Here is an 18,189-nt window from a genome sequence, read left to right as displayed (position 1 = left end):
CCTGGCCTCGCACACTCCCATCCGACGAACCCGAGCCACTCCACCAGATCCACCCACTCCATCCCCCTCGGAGACCTGAACACCATGACGGGACACCCACAGCAGGACGCGGCGCGGCGCGGCACCGCCATCATCACCGGAGGCGCCAGCGGTATCGGCCGCGCGACGGCGGTCGCGTTCGCCGAATCCGGCGTCGACACGGTGATCGGCTACCACGCCGCCGATCCGCACGATCCCCAGCAGACGGTCGACGCCGTCGCCGCGGCCGGCGGTCGATGTCTGGCCGTCGAGGCGGACGTCGCCGACAGCGCCGGCCCGGAGCGGCTCGCCCAGGCCGCCGTCGACAGGTACGGCCGGCTCGACATCGCCGTCGCGGCCGCGGGCATTCTGCGCCGGGCCCCGCTGGCCGAACTCACCGACGACGCCTGGCAGATCATGCTCGGTGTCGACCTCACCGGTGTCATGCGCACCTTCCGATCGGCGGTGGCGCGGATGGAGGGACCCGGCGCCCTGCTGGCCGTCTCCTCCATCGCCGGCGGTGTCTACGGCTGGGGCGATCACGCCCACTACGCCGCCGCCAAGGCGGGCGTACTGGGCCTGGTCAGGTCGCTCGCGGTGGAGCTGGCGCCGCGCGGGATCCGGGCCAACTCCGTGATCCCCGGCCTGATCGAGACCCCGCAGTCACTGGACGCGCGCAACTCGCTCGGCCCCGAAGGGCTCCGCGCCGCGGGCGGCGGCATCCCGGCCGGCCGGGTCGGACGCCCCGAGGAGGTGGCCGCCGCCATCCGGTTCCTGTGCGCCCCGGAGGCCTCGTACGTCACCGGACAGCAGCTCATCGTGGACGGCGGGCTGACCGTGCGCTTCCCCGACTGAGGCCGCGGGCCCGGGGCCGTCCGGACCCATCCCGGTTCCGTGCACACTTCCCCTCCCCTCCCCTCCCCTCCACCTCTCCTGATCCAGCCCTGATCCACATCTACGGAGGCCCCATGAGCACCGACACCCCGCACCGGCTCCGGCCCGGACCGCGCACCGTACTCATCACCGGCGCGGCCAGCGGTATCGGCGCCGCCATCGCCGAGGCGTTCGCCGGGGAGGGAGCCCGGCTCGCGCTCGCCGACCGGGACACCCGGAAGCTGGAGGCCCTGCGCGACCGGCTCACCGGCGCCGCCGTCATCACCCTGCACACCGTCGATGTGGCCGACGCCGACCAGGTCAGGGACACCGTGGAGGACGTGGTGCACCAGCACGGCGCGGTGGACGTCCTCGTCAACTCGGCCGGGATCCTCACCGAGGTCCCGCTCACCGAGATGGATCCGGCGACCTGGGACGAGACCATCGCGGTGGACCTGCGCGGTGTCTTCCTCAGCTGCCGGTACGCCCTCCCACACATGATCGAGCAGGGCGGCGGACGGATCGTCAACATCGCCTCGCAGCTCGGCCAGAAGGGCGGCGAGGGCCTGACCCACTACTGCGCCGCCAAGGCCGGTGTCATCGGCTTCACCAAGGCACTCGCCCGGGAAGCCGCTCCGCACAACGTCCTGGTCAACGCCATCGCCCCGGGGCCGGTCGAAACCCCGCTGGTGGACGGGCTCAGCCCGGACTGGAAGGGGGCCAAGCAGGCGGAGCTGCCGCTCGGCCGGTTCGGACGGCCGCAGGAGATCGCCCCCACCGTGCTGCTGCTCGCCTCCGACCCCGGTGGCAATCTCTACGTAGGGCAGACACTCGGCCCCAACAGCGGCGATGTGATGCTCTGAGAGAGGCGCGGACCATGTGTGGAGCGTGCGGGCGCCCCGCGGCCGGATGGCCGGAGCGTGTGGCGCCGCTCGGACAAGGCGGCACGGTCGCCCGGCAGCGTGCCGTACGGCGACTGCTGTCCGGTACGCGGGTGACGGTCCGGCCGTGGCCGGGCGGCGGCTGGCAGCTGGCCGACCGGGCCGGCCGCTGGCGGCATTGCCAGGACCTCGAAGCTCTCTGGACGACGGTACGGTCCGTCGCCGGAGCGGTGATCGCCCCTGAGACCGGCGACGACACCGACGCGTGGACCCGGCCGGACATCGGCACGGCGGACGCCTGTGCACCGGACGCCTGTGCACAGGCGTCCGCCGTGCCGGACCTCGGCACCGCGGGCCCCCGCGCCTCGGCTGTCCGTACCCCCGACCCGCATGCCCTTGTCGTCTGGACGTCGGCCGTACTGCGCGCGGGGCCGGCTCCCGAGCGGCTGGTCGTACGGGCGGCGGGCTGGCGGCTGACCGGCGCGGCGGGTTCGGCGGCCGTCACGGTGGCCCGGTGCGGCGGTGAAGGTCTCATGGTCGAGGCTCCCCGAGGTGCCCGCTCGCTCGCCGACCACCTGGCCGGTCATCTGTCGGAGCTGTCGGTGCCACCGCAGGGGAGCCGCTGACCTGGTCACCTGTCCTTCGCCTCGGCTCCGCCGGGCCTGCGTGACACCGGCGCCCGCGAACCCGTTCGATACGATGGCGTCTCACCGCCAGGCCCTGGGCCGGGCCCTGACGGCGGCGACGTGCCCGCACCATCGAAGGGTCGAGGATGGCTACCATCAGGGACGTCGCCCAGCGGGCCGGGGTCGCGCCCAGCACCGTCTCGTACGTCTTCAACGGTTCCCGGAGCATCTCCGAGGAGACGCGCCGCCGCGTCCAGGAGGCCGTGGACGCGCTCGGATATCACCCACGGGCCAGCGCGCGGACGTTGCGCAGCAGCCGTACCCGGGTGATCGCCCTCGCGCTGCCCCGCGCGGCCGGGCTCCAGCACACCGTGGACGGCCGGTTCGCGATCGATGTCAGCGACGCCGCCAACGGCCTCGGCTACGACCTGCTGTTGACCACGTCGCAGGACAAGGCGGAAGGGCTGCGGCGCGTGGCGCTCAGCGGACTCGCCGACGCGGCGGTACTGATGGCCGTCGACATGGAGGACGCCCGGATCGATGTCGTACGGGAGCTGGTCTTCCCCGCGGCCCTCATCGGTCGGCCCGCCGACGAGGACGCCCTGCCCTGGACCGACCTCGACTGGGAGGAGGCCGCGGCCCTCGCCGTGTCCGAACTGGCCGCCGCGGGGCACCGGGACATGGTGTACCTGGCGCCCGGCGAAGCGGAGGTCCGGGGCCGGCGCAGTTACGCGCTGCGCGGTATCGAGGGCGCCCGACGCGGTGCCCGTGCCACCCGCGCCGCTGTCGAGGTGGTCCACTCGGTCAGCGACCCGGCCCAACTCGCCCACCGGCTCAGCGCGTTGCTCGGGCACGGGGCGGACGAAGCGGGGAGCGCGCACAGCACGGACCGCACCGACGGCACGAGCGGTACGGCCGGTGCACGGGCCCCGGGCAGGCCGACGGCCCTGGTCGTACAGCACCCCTGCGCCCATCACCACATCCTGGCGTCCGTGACCGCGGCCGGTCTCCGGGTGCCGGAGGATCTGGCCGTCGTCGTCATCGGCAGCCTCCCCGGCGATCCGTCGAGCCGCCGGCTGCCGCGCATCGAACTCCCGGTGGAGACACTGGCCCTTGAGGTCACCCGGCTCGCCGTGGCCGCGGCGACGGCGCTGCGCGAGGACGGCCCGAGGAGTACGGAACCCGGTGCGCGGCTCCTCGCCGACTCCGTCGGGCATCTGCTGATCCCGCCGGTCCTGCTGCCCGGGGCGGTCCCCCTCGGCCCGCCGCACCGCTGACCGGGCGACGTCCGCTCCGGCTCTGCCCTACCTCTTGTCGCCGTTTCGGCGAGGGCCTAGCATCGCCGCAGCACCGCGTCGAATCGATTCGATATCGCGATTCGGCACGCAGCCGTCCGCAGGCGCCGGCCGCCGACCCCGCGCCACCCCGGCCTCGCCCCGCACCACCTCCGTCTCCTTTACAGAGTCGTAGACCGAACGGAGAGCCCCTCGTCATGCAGTTCTCCCGTCGACGTCCTCCGGCGCCGGCCGCGATCCTCCCGGCCGCCATGGCCACCGTTCTGCTGACCGTGTCCGGTGTCTCCGGGTGCGCGAAGGAGCCCGATCCCGGGGTCGTCACGGTGCTGAACTCGGCGACGGACATCGAACACACCCAGGAGCAGGAGTTCTACGACCGTTGCGCGAAGCCGCTCGGTGTGAGGGTCCGTCAGGTCAGCGTGCCCGCCGACCAAGTGGTGGCCAAGGCGCTCCGGATGGCCTCGTCCCACTCGCTGACCGACATCCTGGATCTGGACGGATCCGAGCTGCCGCGGTTCGCCGCCACCGGTGGTCTCCTCCCGCTGAGGAACGCGGGCGTCGACGTCACCGGAATGTCCGCCGGTGCCGGGACCATGGGCAGCTTCGAAGGCACCCGGTACGGCATCGCCCGTTCGGTCAACTCCCTCGCCCTGATGTACAACGTCGACCTGCTGAAGAGGGCCGGCGTCGAGCCGCCCACCACCTGGGACGAACTGCGGACGGTGGCCAAGAGGCTCACCCGGGGCCAGACGTACGGGATGGCCTTCAGCGCGACTCCCGACGCCGACGGCGTCTACCAGTTCCTGCCGTTCTTCTGGTCGGCGGGCGGAGACGAATCCCGGCTGGACGACGGCAGGGGAGCCCCGGCGCTCCAGCTCTGGAAGGACCTGATCGACAGCGGGTCCGCCTCCAGCGCGGCGGTCACCTGGAACCAGCAGGACGTCGCCGAACAGTTCACCGCCGGGCGGGCCGCGATGATGATCAACGGTCCCTGGAACGTGCCGGTGCTGAACGAGCACAAGGACCTGAACTGGGCGGTCGCCGCCATCCCGGTCCCCGAGGCGGGCCGGCCCCCGGTGCCCCCGATCGGCGGCACGGTCATGACCCTTCCCCGTACCGGCGACACCGCCCGGCAGAAGACGGCGGCCAGGATCATCAACTGCCTCAACGAGCGGCGCAATCAGGTCGATTGGGGCCAGTCCCGCAACAACGTACCCACACGTGTGACGGCGGCGGCCGAATACAAGGCCAAGAACCCGAAGCTCGGGGCGTTCGCCGACGAAGTGCGCACCGGCCGTTCCCGTACCGACCGCGTCGGGGAGCGGTGGCCCGTCGTGTCCGACGCGCTGGCGAGCGCCTTCCAGTCCGTGCTGACCGGCCGCGCCACCCCCGAAGCCGCCCTGGAGCGGGCCCAGTCACAGGCCGTCGCGGCCGGCGAGTGAGGAAACCGCCATGACCGTCACCGCCACCTCCGTCCCCGCGTCGCCCGCCGCCGGGACCGCCACGGCCAAGAGAGCGCGCGGGCGCCGCGGCTCGCTGCTGCGCTGGGGCTTTGTCGCCCCGGCCGTGCTCTACATGCTGGTGTTCTTCGGCTATCCGCTCGTACGCAACGTCACCATGAGCTTCCAGCACTACACGCCACGCACCTACTTCACCGGTGAGGCGCCCTTCAACGGGTTCGACAACTGGCGCGGTGTGTTCGACAACCCGCTGTTCACCGGCTCGCTCGGGCACACCCTCGTCTTCACCTTCGGCTCCCTGCTCGGACAGTTCACCATCGGCCTGGCACTCGCCGTGTTCTTCTCCCGGCGCTTTTGTCTGTCCGGCGTCGTCCGCGCCGTCCTGCTGCTGCCCTGGCTGGTCCCGATGGTGGTCTCGGCCGTCATCTGGCGCAGACTCCTGGACCAGGACAGCGGCGTGCTCAACACCCTGCTGACGAACCTGCACCTCGTCTCCGAACCCGTACCGTGGCTCAGCAGCCCGAGCATCGCCCTGATGTCCGCGATCCTCGTCAACATCTGGATCGGCATCCCGTTCAACATGGTGATCCTGTACGGCGGACTCCAGGAGATCCCGCGCGACCTGTACGAGGCCGCCGCGCTCGACGGCGCGGGAGCGTGGCGTACGTTCCGCAGCCTCACCCTTCCGCTCCTGCGCCCGGTCGTCACCGTGGTACTCATCCTGGGATTCATGTCGACGGTGAAGATCCTCGACCTGATCCTCGCCCTGACCGGAGGCGGCCCCGCCGAGTCGACCCAGACCCTGGGCACGGTCACCTATCAACTGTCCTTCCAGCAGATGGACTTCGGGCAGGGAGCCGTGGTCGGCAACGTCCTCATTCTTGTCAGCGCGGTGTTCGCCGTGCTCTATCTGCGGGCCAACCGCACCGACTTCGGCCCGGGGAAGTGACCGCCATGACCACCACCCGGATCCCGCGCCGGGGCGGCAACACCGTTGTCGCGATGATCATTCTCGTCATCCTGCTCTTCCCCCTGTACTGGATGCTCAATATCGCCCTCCAGCCCGGTGAGAGCCTCGCCGCGATCCACTGGCTGCCCACCTCGCCGGGAGGGGACAACTTCCGACGCGCCCTGAGCAGCCAGGGCGACTCGCTCCTGACGAGCCTGGTGGTCTCGCTCGGCGCGGTCGTGGTCTGTCTGGCGCTCGCGGCTCCGGCGGCGTACGGACTGGCCGGGCTGGGGCTGCGCGGCAGCCGGACCATCGTGTTCGGCACACTGATCACCCAGATGGTGCCGGGCATCGTCATCGCGAACGCGCTCTACAGCGCCTACGCCGAAGTGCGTCTGGTCAACTCCGTGCTCGGGCTGATCCTCGCCGACGCCTCGCTCGGGCTGCCGTTCTCCATCGTGCTGCTGCGGGCCTTCATGGTGTCGATCCCGAGGGAGACCGTGGAGGCGGCGCTGGTCGACGGGGCGAGCCGGTTCACCGCCTTCGTCCGCGTCGTACTGCCGATGAGCCGCAACTCCCTGATCACCGCAGGCCTGTTCACCTTCCTCTTCGCCTGGTCCGACTTCATGTTCGCGCTGACGCTCAACACCACGGACGACGTCAAGCCGATCACACTGAGCATGTACGAGTTCATGGGCGCCCATGTCAGTGACTGGGGCGCGGTCATGGCGACGGCTGTCATCTCGGCCGTGCCCGCCGCGATCCTGCTGGTGGTGGCCCAGAAATATGTCGCCGCGGGAATCACCGGCGGCTCCGTCAAGTAGACCGACCACACCGGGCACATCGGCCCACCGGACACACCCCCGGACATCCACACACGAGCAGGAGCAGGAGCACTGATGAAGTTCACTGACGGCTACTGGCAGATGCGTCCCGGCGTCACCGCGCGTTACGCGGTATCCGTGGCCGACGCCGTCGTGGCCGACGACCGGCTCACCCTCTACGCGCCCGTCACACAGGTGAACCACCGGGGCGACACACTCAATGGCCCGCTGCTGACGGTCGAGTGCTGGTCACCGGCCGAGGGCGTGATCGGCGTCCGCTGCACCCATCACGGCGGAGGCACCCCACGACGCCCGGAGTTCACGCTCGCGTCCCGCGCGGAGGGCTCCCAGGCCAAGGTGGTCAGAGAGGGTACGGCGATCGAACTCACCACCGGCGAACTCTCGTTGAAGACCGACACCGCCGCTCCCTGGCAATTGGACTTCACCGCCGGGGGACAGACCCTGACCTCGGTCGGCAAGCGCGGCACGGGGTTCGTGACCGACTCCGAGGACCGGCACTTCATGCTCGCGCAACTGGCGCTCGGCGTCGGCGAGAGTGTGTACGGGCTCGGTGAGCGCTTCACCCCGTTCGTCAAGAACGGCCAGAGTGTCGATCTGTGGCAGGCGGACGGCGGCACCAGCAGCGAACAGGCCTACAAGAACGTCCCGTTCCACCTCAGCAGCCGGGGATACGGCGTCTTCGTCAACCACCCCGGCAAGGTGTCCTACGAGATGGGATCGGAGACGGTCGGGCGGGTCCAGTTCAGCGTCGAGGACCAGTCGCTGGAGTTCTTCGTCATCCACGGCCCGGACCCCAAGGCGATCCTCGCCCGGTACACCGCGCTCACCGGCCGCCCCGCGCTGCCGCCCGCCTGGTCCTTCGGCCTGTGGCTGTCCACCTCCTTCACCACCTCGTACGACGAGGCGACGGTGAACCGGTTCGTGCAGGGCATGGCCGATGCCGAAATCCCGCTGAGCGTCTTCCACTTCGACTGCTTCTGGATGCGCGAGTACCAGTGGTGCGACTTCGTCTGGGACCCGGACGTCTTCCCCGACCCGGAGGGCATGCTCGCCCGGCTGAAGGAGCAGGGCCTGCGTGTCTGCGTCTGGATCAATCCGTACATCGCGCAGAAGTCCGCGCTGTTCGCCGAGGGGATGGCCGAAGGCTACCTGCTCAAGAAGCCCGACGGCGGTGTGTGGCAGTGGGACCGGTGGCAGGCCGGCATGGGGCTGGTCGACTTCACCAACCCGGCCGCACGCGACTGGTACGCCGGGAAACTGCGCCGACTGCTCGGCCAGGGCGTCGACTGCTTCAAGACCGACTTCGGGGAGCGCGTGCCCGTTGATGTGGCGTGGCACGACGGCTCGGACCCGGAGCGGATGCACAACTACTACACGCAGCTCTACAACGAGACCGTGTTCGACCTGCTGCTGGAGGAGCGCGGCGAGGGCGAGGCGGTCCTCTTCGCCCGCTCCGCGACCACCGGCGGGCAGCGGCTGCCCGTGCACTGGGGCGGCGACTGCGAGTCGACCTTCGACGCGATGGCCGAGTCGCTGCGTGGCGGCCTGTCGCTGGGGCTGTCCGGCTTCGGCTTCTGGAGCCATGACATCGGGGGCTTCGAAGGCACGCCGTCGCCCGCCGTCTTCAAGCGCTGGGTCCAGTTCGGACTGCTGTCGTCGCACAGCAGGCTGCACGGCAGCAAGTCCTACCGGGTGCCGTGGGACTACGGCGAGGAGGCCGTCGCGGTCACCCGCTCCTTCACCCGGCTCAAGCACCAGCTGATGCCGTACCTCTACCGTTCGGCGACCCAGGCCAGGGACGCCGGCACGCCCGTGATGCGCGCGATGCTGCTGGACTTCCCCGACGATCCGGCCTGCCGTCCGCTCGACCGGCAGTACATGCTCGGCGACGACCTGCTGGTGGCGCCGGTCTTCACGGAGGAGGGCACGGTCGAGTACTACGTGCCCGAGGGCACCTGGACCAATGTGCTCACCGGCACGCGGATCCCGGGACCCGGCTGGCAGCGCGAGACACACGGCTTCGAGACCCTGCCGCTGCTGGCCAGGCCCGGCTCCGTGATCCCCTTCGGCGCCGGGGCCGAAGGGCCCGTGTACGACTGGGCGGACGGTGTGACGCTCCGCGTGCACGCCCCGGCCGACGGCGATCTGACGGTACGTCATGAACCACACGGCGGGCGGCCGGAGGGCGGGGAGGTCGTCACCTCCATCCCCGCACCGGACGGATCGGGTGCGGCGGCGGTCTTCACCACCCGTCGGACAGGCGACGAGATCATCGTGGAGACCGGGAGCGAACTGCCCTGGAACGTACTGCTCGTGGGAGCCACCACCACGGGGGACGGTGTCGCCCACCCGCTGGGCGCCCTGTACGTCTGCCAGGCCGGCACCCGTCGGCTGACGGCCCGCTGGGCGTGAGCCGTCGGCGGCACGCACTCACCGCGGTGCCGTGACCGTGTCCGGTACGACGGATGGGTGCCGCCGGCCGGAAGGCCGACGGCACCCGTTCCCACCGGTGTTGCCGGTGTTTTCAGCGGCTCAGGTCACCGGCTCAGCAGCTGAGATTGCCGCCCGGGTCGACACCGAGGGTCTGGGCGAAGCTCTTGTACTTGTCGATCCGGCTCTGTACCTGCGCCGGGTTCCCGCCGTTGCATTCGATGCTGCCGTTGATACTACGGATGGTCTCGCCGAATCCGGCGCCGTTCACCATGGCATTGTGCGGTGTCATCGTTCCCGGACCACTCTGCATGTTCCAGTACCAGAGTCCGGTCTTCCACGCGACGGCCGAATCATTCTGCACGAGGTCGGGGTTGTTCAGCAGGTCGATGCCCAGCGCGTCACCGGCGGCCTTGTAGTTGAAATTCCAGCTCAGCTGAATCGGGCCGCGCCCGTAGTACTTGGCCGTACCCGCCGGGCAGCCGTAAGGCTGTGTCGCGTCGCAGTAGTGCGGGTAATTCGCCTGGTTCTGCTCCACGATGTGGACGAGGCCGCCGGTCTCGTGGCTGACATTGGCCAGGAAAGCCGCGGCTTCCTGCTTCCGTACGGTGTCGCTTCCTGTTCCGGTGAATCCCGGATAGGCGCTCAGCGCGGCGGTCAGCCCGCTGTAGCTGTAGAACGAGTTCCGGTTGGGGAACATCTGGTTGAACTGGGCCTCGCTGACGATGAAATCGGCCGCCTTCGCGTCGGGCGCGGCCTGTGCGACCGAGGCCGTACGCGTCGTGAGGTCCGGCCGGCCCGTCTGTGCGACGGAGGACGGCGCGAGGGCCAGCAGGGAGAGTGCGGCGGCCGCGGTGGTCGCGGAGAGAAGTCCGATGGCGCGTTGACGCATGTGGTGATCACTCCTCATGCCGGGCCGCCGCGCATGCGGCGGCCCGGTACGCGTGTTGTGGGGGGTGGTGGCGGGATCAACTCCGCCCGGTTGAAGCCTCGTTCCGGACAGTGCGGGGCGAGTCCCGCCCGGTGAACCGGAGAGCGGGGAGCGGGTTGTCAGCCGCCGACGTTCACGTCGATGCAGGCGTAGAAGGCGTTCGAGGTGTCCGCGATGTTCCAGACGGCCAGAACCTTCTGCTTGCCGGACAGGCCACCGAAGTTCACCTGGTGACTGACGGTCTCACCCGGCTGGGCTCCGTTGTCGTTGAACTCGGCGATCTTCTGGCCGCCCGCGTAGTACTGCCAGGTGCTGGTGGCGTGACGAGCCGTCAGCTTCCAGTTGAACGAGGTGGTCCTGCTGACGGGCGTGACGGTCCAGCCCTTGGAGTCGTCGTCGAGATCGGAGAACCGCGAATTGCCGCCACTGCAACTGGTCAGGCCCTTGGGCCCTTCCACGCTCTGCGGCTCGTAGGTGATGTCTCCGCAGCTGATGGTCTTGGCGGCGCACTGGGCCTGCCTGCTCGGCGGCGAGGAGATATATCCGTGAGCGCTGGCGGAACTTGCGGGAATGCTTATCGCGAGCACCGGCGCGACAACGGCTCCGAGCGCGACGGCCAGCTTCCTTTTCGCGTGCATGATTACTCCTTCACATAGGTCTTCCCGCGCGGTTTCCGATTCATGGGGGAATACGGAACAGGGCGGGCCGACCTCTCGAGTGTGGGGGGCCAAGAGGGGCGAAGGGCCGCGGTGGATTCCCTTTCCCGCTCCGCGTGGGGCGTTGCGAAAGAAAAGGTCTCGACCACTTGGACTAGACCATACAGGCCGATGTCCCTCCGTCAAGGGGACTTGAAGAAAGGCCAGTTCGGGCCGAGGGAGGGTGCGGCGCGCCCGGTGGGCGCCTGAGTATCACTTTTCCCGATCAAATGCATAAAATGCCGACATTTATCAGGTCGGTCGGTGTCCGCACCCGCTTCCGTACTCGCTTCCGCGCCGCTGGGAGGAACGTATGAATTCGCAGAACGGTACGGACGTACGAGCTACGGGAGACCGGGCCCGGGGCGGTCTGCTTCAGCGGCTGGGGGAGTGGTGCGCCCGGCGTTTCGTCGTGGTCATCGTGGCCTGGCTGGTCGCCCTCGGCGGGCTGCACGGCCTGCAGAGCGCGTTCGGCGGTGCGTACTCCGACAACTTCTCCCTCCCCGGTACACAGTCGGACGACGGGGCGCGCGTACTCAGCGCGCACGCTCCCGGGGCGGGCGGCATCGGGGCCCAAGTCGTCCTCCACGACGGGCAGAAGTCCCTCGCCGCCGTACAGAGCCAGATCGATGAGACGGTCGGTTCCCTCCAGCGACTTCCCCACGTCCTGTCCGCAGAGAGCCCGCTGCCCGCGACGCCGTCCTCGCCGCCCACAGGGGCGCTGACCGCCGACGGGAGGACCGGCTACATCACCGTCCGGTTCGCCGAGAACCCCACCGCGTTGGGGGACTCCTACCTGCACGGCGTCGACCGGGCCGTCGAACCTCTGCGCGCCGCCGGGGTCGAGGTCGAGTACGGCGGCCCGCTCGGCGAACTCGCCCGGCCCAAGGCCGCCGATCTGACCAGTGAGGCCATCGGGTTCGCCGTGGCGGTCATCGTCCTGCTGATCGGATTCGGCAGTGTCATCGCCGCGGTGATCCCGCTGGTCACCGCTCTGATCGGTGTCGTCGTCGGACTGAGCTGCCTGAGCCTGATCGCCGCCGCCACCACCTTCGCGAGCGTCTCACCGACCCTGGCCACGATGATCGGGCTCGGCGTCGGCATCGACTACGCGCTGTTCCTGATCACCCGTCACCGACAGCAGCTCATGGACGGCGCCGACCCGGTGACGGCGGCGGGCCGCGCGGCCGCCACCAGCGGCCGCGCCGTGCTCGTCTCGGGGTGCACCGTCATCGTCGCCCTCGCCGGGCTGTACGTGTCCCAGGTCAGCTTCATCGGGAAGCTCGGCGCGGCCGCCGCGGTCACTGTGGTCACGGCGGTCGTCGGCGCGATCACCCTGGTGCCGGCCCTGCTCGGACTCGCCGGACGCCGTATCGACCGCTACCGGGTCCGACGACCGGTCGCGGAGAGCGGCACGGACGCGGGCGCGCACGGGCGCGGTACGCAACCGCGCGCGGGCAGTACGAGGGCGGGCGGGGGCAGTGCGAGCGGGGGCAGTACGAGGGCGGGCGCCGATGGGCACGGAGGATGGCATCGCTACGCCCGGCGGGTGCAGCGGCGCCCCTGGTGGTTCCTGCTCGCCGGACTCGTGACCGTGGGCGTTCTCGCCATTCCCGTGTTCTCCATCCGCCTCGGCCACATCGACGACGGGGCCGACCCCAGAAGCTTCACGGACCGGCGCGCCTACGACCTCATCGCCGAAGGTTTCGGCCCCGGTGCCAACGGGCCGTTCACTCTCGTCGTCGACCAGAGCCTGGTCCCGTCGGCCGACCGTTCCGCGCTGGCGTCCAGCCTGAGCAGAGCGCTCACGGACGTCCCGGGCGCGGCCAGCATCAGCCCGCTCCGGCCCACCGGCGACGGCCAACTCCTGACGGGCACGGCCATCTCCAGCACCGCCCCGCAGGCGGCCGGGACGGCCGCCCTCTTCCACCGCCTCAAGGACGACGTCCTGCCCGAAGGGGTCTCCGGCACCGCCGCCACCACCTATGTGACCGGCACGACCGCCGCGCAGGAGGACTTCCTCGGCATCATCTCGGCGCGGCTCCCACTGATCATCGCCGTCGTCGTCACCCTGGCGTTCCTCATCATCCTGATGGTGTTCCGGGGGCTCCTGGTGGCGCTCAAGGCCGCCGTGCTCAATCTGCTGTCGATCGCCGCGTCGTACGGAGTCGTGGTCGCCGTCTTCCAATGGGGCTGGGGAGGGCCCGCGTTGGGCGTTTCCGGGACGGTGCCGATCGAGAGCTATGTGCCCATGATGATGTTCGCCATCGTCTTCGGGCTGAGCATGGACTACGAGGTCTTCCTGCTCGCCCGGGTCCACGAGGCCTGGCTGCGCACCCGGGACAGCAAGGGCAGTGTCGCGCACGGGCTCGAGATCACCGCCCGTGTGATCAGCTGCGCCGCGCTCATCATGGTCAGCGTCTTCGCCGCGTTCATCCTGAGCGACAACATCGTGGTCAAGATGCTGGGCCTCGGCCTGGCCGTCAGCGTGCTCATCGACGCGACCGTCGTCCGTCTCCTGCTCGTACCGGCGGTGATGACCCTGCTCGGAGGGAGCGCGTGGTGGCTGCCCCGATGGCTGGACAGGATCCTGCCCCGGGTGACCACGGAGGGAGAGCCCGTGCGCTAGGCCCTGTCCGGTGCCAGGCGTCGCGGGCGCAGCACTCCGACCGGTGTCGGTGCTGCGGATGCGGGATGGCCGGGCAGCGGGGAAGGTGGACGTGAGTACGTCCCGAGCGAGGAGCGGACCATGTCGATGCTCGACAAGCTGAAGGGCCTCATCAAGGGCCACGAGGACACGGCCCACCAGGGCGTGGAGAAGGCCGGCGACGCGTTCGACCGGAAGACCGGGAACAAGTACAGCGGCCAGGTCGACAGCGCTCAGAAGAAGATGGACGAGCAGCTGGGCTCGCAGGAGCCGCCCTCGGACGACAAGCCTCCGCACGGCTGACGGTACGTCGTTCGGCCCTGCTGACGAGGGGCCGCCTCTCCGCTCGTGGGAAGGCGGCCCCGCGTCAGCTCTTCCGTTCCTTCCGCGTCCCGCTCTTGTCGAGCGCGGCCCGGACCATCGCCGCCGCGAAGAGGGCCGGATCGGTGTCACCTGCCAGCCGCGCCAGTGCCCGGGGGTCGTCCGGCAGCCCGCGCTCGCGCGCGCCCTGGAGGGCCTTCTTGTCCAGATACGGTGCCACTTCCGGCCAGATCCCCTGCACCTCCCGCAGGAAGATGTCGACACCGACGGGGCCGAGCCCCGGCACCTCCCGGAGCAGCGAACGCAGGACGGCCATGTCCCCGTCCGCTCTGGCGCGGAGCCGGCGCAGATCGCCGTGATATTCGTCCAGCAGCAGCTCGGCGCCCGCACCGAGTTGCGTCGCCGTGCGCTCGTCGTAGCGCCGGTAGCCGCCCTCGCCCAGCGCGTCCACGCGCTCCTGCCAGGTCGCGTCCGCCATGCGCCGCGCGTCACGCAGCCCCGCGTCCGCGAGCGCGCGGCAAGTCGCGACCGCGGTGTCACTGCGGATCCGCGCGCTCAACAGGACGGACAGCACGAGGAGTTGGTAGAGCGGCTGTGGTGTGTTCCGCAAGTGGACATGTGCTTGATCGGCATAGGTACGGCCGTGCGTGACCAGCAGATCCCGCACGGCTTCCCGGGCGCTGGTCTTCGGCACAACGCGCCTCCTCCGTCCGGCGGATACCGCGGTGGTGATCCCGGTGGTTTCCATTGTGGCGCGGCCGGCTGCCGGTCGCATGCGTTCGCGTGTCGAACCGGAAGCGCCTTCCGCCCGTGCCATTAATGACATGGGCACGACTCCCGCTACGAGAGGGATCAACCCGCAATGAACAGACCGGAGTTACCCCGACGCGCCCGGAGCACGGTCGCCGTTCTCGCCCTCGTTGTCAGTGCGGTCCTCGCCGCCCCGACGGCGGCCTCCGCCCGTACCGCCCCCGCCGCCGCGCCCACGGCCGTCACGGCGCCGACCGCACCCACCACATCCGTCGTCACCTGGGGCGCCAGCGCCGACCGGCTGGATGCCGCGGTCCCGGCACGGACCCACCGGATCGTCGTCCACACCAGCGCCGGCGGCAGCGGCCTGCGGATCCGGCTGTCCAACGCCTTCGGCGAGCAGCCGGTGACCTTCGGCCGCGCCTACGCCGGGGTACGGGCCTCGGGCGCGGCCCTGGTGCCCGGCACCAACCGCGCGCTGACCTTCCGCGGGGCCGCCTCGGTCACCGTCCCGCCCGGCGGCTCCGTCTACAGCGACCCGCTGCGCGGGTCCGTACGCCCGGCGGCCGACCTGGCCGTGAGCGTGTACGTACAGGACGCGGCCGGTACCGCCACCGGCCACCGGATGGGCCTCCAGACCTCGTACATCGCGCCCGCCGGTGATCACGCGGCCGAGGAGTCCGGCACCGCCTACACCCAGCGGACGACCTTCCGTTACTACCTCGACGCGGTGGTGGTCGACGCCCCGCGCGGCACCGGAGCCGTGGTGGCACTCGGTGACTCCATCACCGACGGCGCCATCTCGACCGCCGACGCCAATCGCCGCTGGCCCGACTTCCTCGCGGAACGGCTGCGGAACGACCGTCGCACCACCCTCAAGGGCGTCGCCAACGAGGGAATCTCCGGCAACAAGGTGCTGTCGGACGGCGCCGGGGTGAGCGCCCTGAAGCGGCTGGACCGTGACGTCCTGTCGCAGCGGGGGCTGCGCACGGTGATCCTTCTCGAGGGCGTCAACGACATCAAGGCCACCCCCGCTCCCACAGCCGCCCAAGTGATCGACGGATACCGGGAGATCATCCGGCGGAGTCATGCCGCCGGTGCCTGTGTCGTCGGGGCGACCGTCATGCCGTATCAGGGCTGGGAGGAGTGGAACGAGAGCGGTGAAGCCGTCCGGCAAGCGGTCAACGCCTTTGTGCGCGAGAGTCACGCGTTCGACGCGGTCGTGGACTTCGACGCGGCGGTCAAGGACCCGGCCGCCCCCGCGAAGTTCCTGCCCGCGTACGACAGCGGGGACCATCTGCACCCGAACGACGCGGGGATGAAGGCCATGAGTGACGCCGTCGACATCGGCGGCCTGCGCTGCGACCGGTGACCGGCCTCAGCCGATAGCGGGCGCGGGGCGGGTGACATCGCCCGCCCCGCGTTCCGTGCGGACCCGTACGGCCCAGCAACACTGACCTGCCGCGCACCGGGACGCGGACAGTGGAGTCGTACGGCCCCATCCCTTCGTTCCTTCGTCACGCACCCCGATACCCCCGGAGTCCGCCATGACCTGTCCCTCCCGAAGCGACATCGGCCTGCTCGTCCTGCGGATCGGCACCGGAGGAGTGCTCTTCGCGCACGGCACCCAGAAACTGTTCGGCTGGTTCGGCGGCGGCGGAATCGAGGGAACCGCCCGGGGAATGGAGGCCATGGGCTTCAGGCCTGGCAGGCCGAGCGCGATCGCCTCCGGACTCGCCGAGGCCGGTGGCGGCGCACTGCTGGCCCTGGGCCTGGCCACCCCGGCCGCCGGCGCGGCGGCGGCGGGCGGCATGGCCGGGGCGGCGTCGGTGCACGCTCCCAACGGATTCTTCGCCCAGGAGGGCGGTTTCGAGCACCCGGGCCACCTTGGCTGGACGGCCGCGTCGATCGCTCTCATGGGCGCCGGCCGCTACTCCCTCGACCGGGCCACCTGCCACCGTCTCGACCAGCCCTGGATGGTGCCCGTAGCCTTCGCGGCGAGCGCGGTCGCGGCGGCCGTGGTCATCCGGAAGCGGGCCAAGGCTCTGGTGGCAGACCGTGAAGAAGAGGCGGCGCGCTCAGAGTTCTGACAGGGAGACCGATTTCATGACAGATCTCAACATCCGCGACAGCCGCTCGACGGGCCGCCTGGAGGCGTACGAGGACGGCCGGCCCGTCGGCGTCATCGCCTACTTCGTCCTGACCGGCACCCCGGCCGCGCTGGTCGCGGTGCACACCGTGGTGGAGGAGGGCCAGGAAGGCAAGGGCATCGCGGGTGCGCTGGTACGGGAGTTCTACGCGATGGCGAGGCGCGAGGGCGTGCCTGTGGTCCCGCTGTGTCCGTACGCGGCCAGGTGGGCGCAGCGCCATCCGGACGAGGCTCCCGCGGCGCCGGCCGGAGCGGTCGAGGCGGCGGAGCGGCAGCTGAGCGCCGACCCGCAGGCCTGGTGAGCGGATTGAGCCCGTCGGGCACGTCGAGAACCCGCCTCGTCTGGCGCCGGGACCGGCACCAGGCCGGACCGGCACGATCGACCGGACAGGGCCAGGGACATGTGGCGACAGTAGCGCCGTCCGCCCTGAGGGCGGGGCCTGCGGCGTCCGGCGCGCGTGCTCGCAAGGCGCAGGATCGTGTGCGTACTGGACGTACTCGGACGGCTCCGACAACGCGGCGAGCGCGCGGGCCGGGCGTCGCGGGCCGGGCGGGACTTTCGCAACACGCCCTACCATCGCGATCATGCTGGCTCTCCTGCACACGTCCTTCGTCCATGTCCCGGTCTTCGACGCTCTCCGGGACGCCGACCACCCAGAACTCGCGCTGCGGCACCTCGTGGACGAGGAGTTGCTGACCAGGGCCAGGGCCGAAGGCCCGGACGCCGTCGCGTCCGATGTCGAGTCGCTGCTCATGACCGCCGTCGAGGCGGGTGCGACCGCCGTGCTGTGCACCTGTTCGACCATCGGCGGTGTGGCCGAGGACGCGGCCGGGGCCCTCGGCGTGCCCGTGCTCAGGGTCGACCGGCCGATGGCCGCGGTGGCGGCCTCGGCCGGCCGGGTCGCGGTGGTCGCGGCGTTGGAGAGCACCCTGGAACCGACGCTCGCGCTGATCCGCCAGGAGGCGGCCGGGCGGCCCGTCGATCTGCGGACGCTGCTGGTCGAGGGGGCCTGGGAGCGCTTCGAGGCCGGCGACCACGACGGCTATCTGGACGCGGTGGCCGCGGCCGTCGACGGCATCACCGGAGTGGACGTGATCGTGCTGGCGCAGGCGTCGATGGCCGACGCGGCCGGACGCACCACCAACGGCGCTCCCGTGCTCTCCAGCCCGCGGCCGGGCCTGACCGCGGCCGCGGTCAGGGTCGCGAAGGGCGCCGCGGACGCCGCCCGCTGACGGCGATCGGCGCGGTTCCGGAAGGATCCGCGCCGATCACGCGTGGGACCCGGCGCGCGTGGGCACGCGCAACGCGAGACATTGGG

At 70.7% G+C, this 18,189-nt stretch carries 17 protein-coding genes; 14 read left to right on the top strand and 3 right to left on the bottom strand.

Annotation, left to right across the window (positions count from 1 at the left end; genetic code table 11):
• The first annotated feature begins 84 nt into the window (after positions 1-84).
• From ACIOJD_RS25160 to yicI, 8 genes are all read left to right on the top strand, one after another.
• On the top strand, positions 85-873 hold the full coding sequence (locus ACIOJD_RS25160; RefSeq protein WP_401917669.1) for an SDR family NAD(P)-dependent oxidoreductase: 789 nt from the start codon (positions 85-87) through the stop codon (positions 871-873).
• Positions 874-986: 113 nt separating this feature from the next.
• Positions 987-1,754 carry an SDR family NAD(P)-dependent oxidoreductase gene (locus ACIOJD_RS25155; RefSeq protein WP_401917667.1) on the top strand — a complete coding sequence of 256 codons (768 nt, stop codon included), beginning with the start codon at positions 987-989 and terminating at the stop codon, positions 1,752-1,754.
• Positions 1,755-1,813: 59 nt separating this feature from the next.
• Positions 1,814-2,398, top strand: coding sequence for a hypothetical protein (locus tag ACIOJD_RS25150; RefSeq protein WP_401917665.1), 585 nt, complete (start codon positions 1,814-1,816; stop codon positions 2,396-2,398).
• Positions 2,399-2,544: 146 nt separating this feature from the next.
• The gene (locus tag ACIOJD_RS25145) at positions 2,545-3,675 is read left to right on the top strand and encodes a LacI family DNA-binding transcriptional regulator (RefSeq protein ID WP_401917664.1); all 1,131 of its coding nucleotides are present in this window, start codon (positions 2,545-2,547) and stop codon (positions 3,673-3,675) included.
• 215 nt (positions 3,676-3,890) lie between these two features.
• Positions 3,891-5,135, top strand: coding sequence for an extracellular solute-binding protein (locus ACIOJD_RS25140; protein WP_401917663.1), 1,245 nt, complete (start codon positions 3,891-3,893; stop codon positions 5,133-5,135).
• 10 nt (positions 5,136-5,145) lie between these two features.
• Positions 5,146-6,102, top strand: coding sequence for a carbohydrate ABC transporter permease (locus tag ACIOJD_RS25135; protein WP_401917661.1), 957 nt, complete (start codon positions 5,146-5,148; stop codon positions 6,100-6,102).
• 5 nt (positions 6,103-6,107) lie between these two features.
• Positions 6,108-6,926: a carbohydrate ABC transporter permease gene (locus tag ACIOJD_RS25130; RefSeq protein WP_401917659.1), complete on the top strand. Its 819-nt coding sequence runs from the start codon at positions 6,108-6,110 to the stop codon at positions 6,924-6,926.
• Positions 6,927-7,001: 75 nt separating this feature from the next.
• Positions 7,002-9,359, top strand: a complete 2,358-nt coding sequence (yicI, locus tag ACIOJD_RS25125; RefSeq protein ID WP_401917657.1) for an alpha-xylosidase — start codon at positions 7,002-7,004, stop codon at positions 9,357-9,359.
• A gap of 133 nt (positions 9,360-9,492) precedes the next feature.
• Here the strand turns inward: yicI and ACIOJD_RS25120 are convergent, their stop codons facing one another.
• Together ACIOJD_RS25120 and ACIOJD_RS25115 are read right to left on the bottom strand one after the other, a co-directional pair.
• Positions 9,493-10,269, bottom strand: a complete 777-nt coding sequence (locus tag ACIOJD_RS25120) for a chitinase (protein ID WP_401917655.1) — start codon at positions 10,267-10,269, stop codon at positions 9,493-9,495.
• 158 nt (positions 10,270-10,427) lie between these two features.
• Entirely contained in the window at positions 10,428-10,946 is a 519-nt protein-coding gene (locus ACIOJD_RS25115; protein ID WP_401917653.1) for a lytic polysaccharide monooxygenase auxiliary activity family 9 protein, read from the bottom strand.
• Positions 10,947-11,316: 370 nt separating this feature from the next.
• On the opposite strand from ACIOJD_RS25115, the gene ACIOJD_RS25110 reads away from it, so the two are divergent.
• Together ACIOJD_RS25110 and ACIOJD_RS25105 are read left to right on the top strand one after the other, a co-directional pair.
• Positions 11,317-13,632, top strand: coding sequence for an MMPL family transporter (locus tag ACIOJD_RS25110; RefSeq protein WP_401917651.1), 2,316 nt, complete (start codon positions 11,317-11,319; stop codon positions 13,630-13,632).
• 120 nt (positions 13,633-13,752) lie between these two features.
• Complete coding sequence (locus ACIOJD_RS25105) at positions 13,753-13,953, top strand: antitoxin (RefSeq protein ID WP_401880672.1); 201 nt, start codon at positions 13,753-13,755, stop codon at positions 13,951-13,953.
• A 64-nt stretch (positions 13,954-14,017) separates the two neighbouring features.
• Here the strand turns inward: ACIOJD_RS25105 and ACIOJD_RS25100 are convergent, their stop codons facing one another.
• Positions 14,018-14,665, bottom strand: a complete 648-nt coding sequence (locus tag ACIOJD_RS25100; protein ID WP_401917650.1) for an endonuclease — start codon at positions 14,663-14,665, stop codon at positions 14,018-14,020.
• Positions 14,666-14,833: 168 nt separating this feature from the next.
• Between ACIOJD_RS25100 and ACIOJD_RS25095 the strand changes: the two genes are divergently transcribed.
• From ACIOJD_RS25095 to ACIOJD_RS25080, 4 genes are all read left to right on the top strand, one after another.
• Positions 14,834-16,093 carry an SGNH/GDSL hydrolase family protein gene (locus ACIOJD_RS25095; RefSeq protein ID WP_401917649.1) on the top strand — a complete coding sequence of 420 codons (1,260 nt, stop codon included), beginning with the start codon at positions 14,834-14,836 and terminating at the stop codon, positions 16,091-16,093.
• Positions 16,094-16,268: 175 nt separating this feature from the next.
• On the top strand, positions 16,269-16,811 hold the full coding sequence (locus ACIOJD_RS25090) for a DoxX family protein (protein WP_401917647.1): 543 nt from the start codon (positions 16,269-16,271) through the stop codon (positions 16,809-16,811).
• The gene (locus ACIOJD_RS25085; RefSeq protein WP_401917646.1) at positions 16,780-17,172 is read left to right on the top strand and encodes a GNAT family N-acetyltransferase; all 393 of its coding nucleotides are present in this window, start codon (positions 16,780-16,782) and stop codon (positions 17,170-17,172) included. The genes ACIOJD_RS25090 and ACIOJD_RS25085 overlap by 32 nt, the downstream gene beginning before the upstream one ends.
• A gap of 283 nt (positions 17,173-17,455) precedes the next feature.
• Positions 17,456-18,103, top strand: a complete 648-nt coding sequence (locus tag ACIOJD_RS25080; RefSeq protein WP_401917644.1) for an aspartate/glutamate racemase family protein — start codon at positions 17,456-17,458, stop codon at positions 18,101-18,103.
• The last annotated feature ends 86 nt before the right edge of the window (positions 18,104-18,189 follow it).

The organism is Streptomyces sp. NPDC088116 (assembly GCF_044741745.1).
GTDB lineage: Bacteria > Actinomycetota > Actinomycetes > Streptomycetales > Streptomycetaceae > Streptomyces.
The sequence above is the reverse complement of the archived record's forward strand: the minus strand, read 5'-3'. Positions and strand labels throughout refer to the sequence as shown.